Source organism: Pseudomonas sp. JE3303 (assembly GCF_056312565.1).
Genome location: NZ_JBWGIF010000001.1, coordinates 725,282 through 731,281, shown reverse-complemented (window position 1 = coordinate 731,281; position 6,000 = coordinate 725,282). Strand labels below are relative to the sequence as shown.

Annotated in this window: 5 protein-coding genes and 1 pseudogene; 4 read left to right on the top strand and 2 right to left on the bottom strand. The window is 60.3% G+C overall.

Annotation, left to right across the window (positions count from 1 at the left end; all coding sequences use genetic code 11):
* Positions 1–202: pseudogene (locus AC0ZZU_RS03430) on the top strand (hypothetical protein); the annotation flags it as partial.
* Positions 203–513: 311 nt separating this feature from the next.
* On the opposite strand, the gene AC0ZZU_RS03425 reads toward AC0ZZU_RS03430, so the two are convergent.
* Both AC0ZZU_RS03425 and aptA read right to left on the bottom strand, forming a co-directional pair.
* Positions 514–2,007, bottom strand: coding sequence for a CoA-acylating methylmalonate-semialdehyde dehydrogenase (locus AC0ZZU_RS03425; RefSeq protein WP_476339086.1), 1,494 nt, complete (start codon positions 2,005–2,007; stop codon positions 514–516).
* Positions 2,008–2,074: 67 nt separating this feature from the next.
* Entirely contained in the window at positions 2,075–3,421 is a 1,347-nt protein-coding gene (gene aptA / locus AC0ZZU_RS03420; RefSeq protein WP_476339084.1) for an omega-aminotransferase AptA, read from the bottom strand.
* 118 nt (positions 3,422–3,539) lie between these two features.
* On the opposite strand from aptA, the gene AC0ZZU_RS03415 reads away from it, so the two are divergent.
* The 3 genes from AC0ZZU_RS03415 to AC0ZZU_RS03405 all read left to right on the top strand — a co-directional run bounded on the left by AC0ZZU_RS03415 (position 3,540) and on the right by AC0ZZU_RS03405 (position 5,783).
* Positions 3,540–4,457 carry a LysR family transcriptional regulator gene (locus tag AC0ZZU_RS03415; RefSeq protein WP_476339082.1) on the top strand — a complete coding sequence of 306 codons (918 nt, stop codon included), beginning with the start codon at positions 3,540–3,542 and terminating at the stop codon, positions 4,455–4,457.
* Positions 4,458–4,526: 69 nt separating this feature from the next.
* Positions 4,527–5,189 carry a TetR/AcrR family transcriptional regulator gene (locus AC0ZZU_RS03410; RefSeq protein ID WP_476339080.1) on the top strand — a complete coding sequence of 221 codons (663 nt, stop codon included), beginning with the start codon at positions 4,527–4,529 and terminating at the stop codon, positions 5,187–5,189.
* 9 nt (positions 5,190–5,198) lie between these two features.
* Positions 5,199–5,783, top strand: a complete 585-nt coding sequence (locus AC0ZZU_RS03405; RefSeq protein WP_476339078.1) for an IMPACT family protein — start codon at positions 5,199–5,201, stop codon at positions 5,781–5,783.
* Positions 5,784–6,000 lie beyond the last annotated feature (217 nt).

Here is a 6,000-nt window from a genome sequence, read left to right as displayed (position 1 = left end):
GCAATCTCAAATGACTACTATGATTGCTCATGTGGTCACTTGTGATGCTGATAATCTTGCAGACTATCAGTCCGTACTCACAAGCACCCACACGAATTGCTTGATTCAATTGTTAAAGAGCGGTTGGTCCGAAGCGCTTGGCTTGCTGAACCGAGGTGCGCATTCTACGCTTTCCTCTGTGTCTGTCAAGCGTTTATTTTGAAGTTTTTAACCAGAAAGCTGTTTAACTTCAAACACTTGACTCGCTGCATCACTGCTAGCGGGAGGCGAATTCTACAGCGTTTCAATCTGCTGTCAACCACCTTTTTCACCGCTACCGATCTTTCGACCGGAGCCACTTCCGGCTGCTGTCCTGAACATCCAACTCGTTGATTCTCAAGGAGTTTTCCGTTCCAACTACGCTGGAAGTGGGGCGCATTATAAGGGGATTCGAAACGCCGTCAACCTTTATTTCAGTAACTTTCGATGCAAGTAAAAAAGGCGGCCAACAGGCCGCCTCTTGAGTGATACCACTTACAAGCTTGGGAACGCGAACTGCGAAGCCTCATGGCTGGCGCGCTGTGGCCACCGCTGGGTAATAGCCTTGCGGCGGGTATAGAAGCGCACGCCATCCGGGCCATACGCATGCAGGTCGCCGAACAGGGATCGCTTCCAGCCGCCAAAGCTGTGATAGGCGACCGGAACCGGCAGCGGTACGTTGACCCCTACCATGCCCACTTCGATCTCGTCGCAGAACAGGCGGGCCGCTTCACCGTCACGGGTAAAGATGCACGTCCCATTGCCGTATTCATGATCGTTGATCAGCTGCATGGCCGCTTCCAGGCTGTTCACCCGCACCACGCACAGCACCGGACCGAAGATCTCTTCCTTGTAGATGCGCATTTCAGGGGTTACGCGATCAAACAGCGTACCGCCCACGAAGTAGCCGTCCTCATAGCCACTCACACGATGGCCCCGGCCATCGACTACCAATTGCGCGCCGGCGGCAACACCGTCATCGATGTAGCCCACGACCTTGTCACGTGCGGCGGCAGTCACCAGGGGCCCCATGTCCAGGCCACATTGGGTACCCGCGCCAATCTTCAACGCCTTGATCTGCGGCTGCAGCTTGGCGATCAGCGCATCGGCAACCTGATCGCCCACGCATACAGCGACCGAAATGGCCATGCAACGCTCACCGCACGAACCGTACGCCGCCCCCATCAGGGCACTGACAGCGTTATCCAGATCGGCATCCGGCATCAGCACCGCGTGGTTCTTGGCGCCGCCCAGGGCCTGCACGCGCTTGCCGCGCTTGGTACCCTCGGCGTAGATGTACTCGGCAATCGGCGTCGAGCCTACAAAGCTCAACGCTTTTACCTCAGGCGCCTCGATCAGCGCATCAACGGCTTCCTTGTCACCGTGCACCACGTTCAGCACGCCCTTGGGCAGGCCAGCTTCCTGCAGAAGCTGGGCTATATAAAGGGTCGAGCTCGGATCGCGCTCGGACGGCTTGAGGATGAAACAGTTTCCGCAGGCGATCGCCAGTGGATACATCCACAGCGGCACCATCGCCGGGAAGTTGAACGGCGTGATACCTGCAACCACGCCCAGCGGCTGGAAGTCGGACCAGGCATCGATGTTCGGGCCGACGTTACGGCTGTACTCGCCTTTCAGCACCTCAGGCGCGGCGCAGGCGAACTCCACGTTCTCGATGCCACGCTTGAGTTCACCTGCCGCGTCTTCCAAAGTCTTGCCATGCTCCTCGCTGATCATCTGCGAGATTCGCGCCTCGTGCTGCTCCAGCAGTTGCTTGAAACGGAACATGACCTGGGCGCGCTTGGCTGGCGGCGTATTACGCCAGGCAGGGAACGCCGACTTGGCGGAATCGATCGCCAACTGCACGGTCGCCCGGCTGGCAAGCTCGACCTGGTGAATGGCCTGGCCAGTGGCGGGATTGAAGACGTCGGCCCTGCGCTCACCCTTGGAAACTAGCTCGCCGTGGATCAGGTGCTGAACAGTGCTCATGCAGAACTCCATATAAAGAGGATCAGGCAGGCGTGCCCACGCACACCTGCGGACGAAGTCAGGAAAATCAGTCGATCTGGTTCAGCGCCTCACCCACCGCGTCGAACAGGCGATCGAGTTCTTGCGGGTGCGTATTGAAGGTCGGTCCGAACTGCAGGGTATCGCCACCGTAACGGACATAGAAGCCGGCTTGCCAAAGCTTCATCGCCGCCTCATAGGGACGTACGATGGCGTCGCCGTCGCGCGGGGCGATCTGGATCGCCCCAGCCAGGCCGTAGTTGCGAATGTCGATGACGTTCTTGGTGCCCTTGATGCCGTGCAGCACGTTCTCGAAGTGCGGCGCCAGTTCGGCGGCCGACTGCACAAGGTTTTCTTTCTGCAGCAAGTCCAGCGCAGCGATGCCGGCGGCACAGGCGACAGGGTGTGCCGAGTAGGTATAGCCGTGCGGGAATTCCACGGCGTACTCAGGCGTTGGCTGGCTCATGAAGGTCTGGTAGATCTCGGTGCTCGCGATCACCGCACCCATCGGGATGGCGCCGTTGGTAACCTGCTTGGCAATGCACATCAGGTCCGGGGTCACGCCGAAAGCTTCGGCACCGGTCATGGCACCCATGCGCCCGAAGCCGGTGATGACTTCGTCGAAGATCAGCAGGATATTATGCTGATCGCAGATTTCACGCAGGCGCTTAAGGTAGCCCTTGGGCGGCGGCAGCACACCGGCGGAGCCTGCCAGCGGCTCGACGATCAGCGCTGCGATGTTCGACGCATCGTGCAGCTCGATCAACTTGAGCATCTCATCGGCCAAGGCAATGCCACCGTCTTCCGGCATGCCCCGGGTGAAGGCATTACCCGGCAGCACTGTGTGCGGCAGGTGATCGACATCCAGCAGCTGGCCAAACATCTTGCGGTTGCCGTTGACGCCGCCCAGGCTCGTCCCCGCGATGTTCACGCCGTGGTAGCCACGGGCGCGGCCGATCATCTTGGTCTTGGTGGCCTGACCCTTCAGGCGCCAGTACGCACGCACCATCTTCACCGCGGTATCAGCACATTCGGAGCCGGAGTTGGTATAGAAGACGTGATTGAGGTTGCCCGGCGTCAGTTCAGTGATCTTCTCGGCCAGCTGAAACGACAGCGGGTGACCGAACTGGAAGGCTGGCGAGTAGTCCAGCACGCCCAGCTGACGGGCGACGGCTTCCTGGATTTCCTTGCGGGTATGCCCGGCGCCGCAGGTCCAGAGCCCGGACAGCGCATCGAAGATCCTGCGACCCTTGTCGTCGACCAGATAACTGCCGTCTGCCGCCACGATCAGCCGCGGATCTCGTTGGAAATTGCGGTTCGCGGTGTAGGGCATCCAGTGGGCGTCCAGCTTGAGCTGGCTGGCTATCCCTGCGTGAGCGGGTTCAGGCATGTTCATCGGGCGGTTCCTCGCGAGACGATTAGGCAACGATGGGTGTTGTTGCAGCTACGTTGGCATGGAGATAAAGTTTGAAAAATCCTGCTTTTCTAATCTTCAGTCAGCTGCGGACTAAACTATGAGCCGTCGTCCCGATCCTCTCGCACAAGTCAGCGATTTCGATATCCGTCTACTCAAGATCTACCGCAGCGTTGTCGAATGTGGCGGCTTCTCGGCGGCGGAAAACGTATTGGGCATCGGCCGCTCGGCCATCAGCCAACAGATGAGCGACCTCGAGCAGCGAATTGGCCTGCGTCTCTGCCAGCGCGGGCGCGCGGGCTTTTCGCTGACGGAGGAAGGCCGCGACGTCTATCAGTCGGCCCTGCAGTTGCTAAGTGCCCTGGAGACCTTTCGTACCGAGGTCAACGGCCTGCACCAGCACCTGCGCGGCGAGTTGAACATCGGCCTGACCGATAACCTGGTGACCCTCCCCCACATGCGCATCACTCATGCCTTGGCTGAACTCAAGGACCGCGGTCCTGATGTGCGCATCCAGATCCGCATGATTGCCCCCAGCCGGGTCGAGCAGGGCGTGCTCGATGGCAGCCTGCATGTTGGCGTCGTGCCGCAGGCCAGCCTGCTGTCGGGGCTTGAATACCAACCGTTGTACAGCGAGCGCTCGCTGCTCTACTGCGCGGTCGGCCATCCGCTGTTCTACGCCGATGACCGGCAGATCGACGACGAGCGCCTCAATGCCCAGGACGCCATAGCTCCTTCCTTCCGCCTGCCGGCCGACATTCAAGCGCACTATCAGGCCCTGCACTGCACCGCCAGCGCCTCAGACCGGGAAGGCATGGCGTTTCTGATCCTGACCGGCCGCTACATTGGTTACCTGCCCGACCACTATGCCAACGCCTGGGTTCAGCAAGGCCGCCTGCGCGCGCTCAAGCCCACCCAGCGCTTCTATGACCTGGGGCTGAGCTGGGTAACGCGAAAGGGCCGCAGACCCAATCTGGTGCTGGAAAGTTTTCTCGAAAGCCTGGCTGCCACGCGCTAAGACTTGTCACTGCGCCCCAGGCAGGTAATCTGTCGGCACTCGTTGCCACTGACCGTCCGGAATCCGTCCATGACCCTTGAAGTCCCTGCGCATCGCATCCCCTCCTCGGGCAAGCCCGCCGGCCGAATCCGTCAGAAAAACGAACAGGCCATCATCCAGGCCGCCGAAGACGAGTTCGCCCGCCATGGTTTCAAGGGCACCAGCATGAAGACCATCGCGCTGAAGGCCGGGTTGCCCAAGGCCAACCTGCACTACTACTTCACCAACAAGCTCGGCCTGTATATCGCCGTGCTGAGCAACATCATCGAGCTGTGGGACAGCACTTTCAATGCCCTGAGCGTGGATGACGATCCCGCCCAGGCGCTGAGCCAGTACATTCGCACCAAGATGGAGTTTTCCCGGCGCAATCCACAGGCATCACGCATTTTCGCAATGGAAGTGATCAGCGGCGGACAATGCCTGAGCGAGTACTTCAGCGCCGACTATCGCGACTGGTTCCGTGGCCGCGCGGCGGTGTTCGAAGCCTGGATGGACGCTGGCAAGATGGACCGGGTCGACCCCGTGCACTTCATCTTCCTGCTCTGGGGCAGCACCCAGCACTATGCCGACTTCGCCACGCAGATCTGCCAAGTCACTGGCCGCAGCCGCCTCACCAAGCAGGACATGGAAGATGCGAGCCGCAATCTTATCCACATCATTCTCAAGGGCTGCGGCCTGACCCCGCCCGCCTGAACCGGACTTATGCCTTCTACCCTGCTCGACCTGTGCGAATACCGCGAAGAGATTCGCAAGAGCCGTTTCATTACCCTGGCCGGCCCGATCGACAGTGCCGCCGAGGCAACAGCATTCATCGAGCGCCACAGCGACCTTGCCGCCACCCACAACTGCTGGGCCTGGAAGCTCGGCGGCCAATACCGCAGCAACGACGACGGTGAGCCTGGCGGTACCGCAGGGCGGCCTATCCTGGCCGCCATCGAGGCACAAGGCTTTGACCAGGTCGTGGTATTGGTGATCCGCTGGTACGGCGGTATCCAGCTTGGAACGGGCGGTCTGGCGCGGGCCTACGGCGGCGGCGCCAACAAGTGCCTGCAGCAGGCGCCAAGGCGGGAGTTGGTGGAGCGCAGCGAATTCACCTGCAGCTGTACCTTCAGCGAGCTGGCCCTGCTCAAGCTGCGTCTGGCCGAAATCGATGGACGCGTACTGGACGAACAGTTCACGTCCAACGGCGTCGACCTCACATTGGCGATCGGCCTGGCACACCTTCAAACCCTGCAACAGCAACTGGCGGACCTTAGCCGCGGTCGCATACGACTGGAATCCCGCTGACTCTTGCCCACAACTACTGTGGGCCTGCCTGTGGATAAGCTTGGGGCATACCCTTGCAGGCCTTTGACGGCGCGCCCTACAGACCTCTGATCATATTTTGATCACAGTTTGATGACCGCGCGTCAACTGATTGAATACCGTCAAGTTATCCCCAGCATTCCAGCCTCGAGAACGGCGGCCACGTGGCATTTACAACTCCATATGCTTGCGCACAGTT

What these genes read in the sequence shown, in the direction of transcription:
- AC0ZZU_RS03425 (WP_476339086.1), bottom strand. Translation starts at nt 2,007, where the DNA reads ATGAGCACTGTTCAGCACCTGATCCACGGCGAGCTAGTTTCCAAGGGT.
- aptA (WP_476339084.1), bottom strand. Translation starts at nt 3,421, where the DNA reads ATGAACATGCCTGAACCCGCTCACGCAGGGATAGCCAGCCAGCTCAAG.
- AC0ZZU_RS03415 (WP_476339082.1), top strand. Translation starts at nt 3,540, where the DNA reads ATGAGCCGTCGTCCCGATCCTCTCGCACAAGTCAGCGATTTCGATATC.
- AC0ZZU_RS03410 (WP_476339080.1), top strand. Translation starts at nt 4,527, where the DNA reads ATGACCCTTGAAGTCCCTGCGCATCGCATCCCCTCCTCGGGCAAGCCC.
- AC0ZZU_RS03405 (WP_476339078.1), top strand. Translation starts at nt 5,199, where the DNA reads ATGCCTTCTACCCTGCTCGACCTGTGCGAATACCGCGAAGAGATTCGC.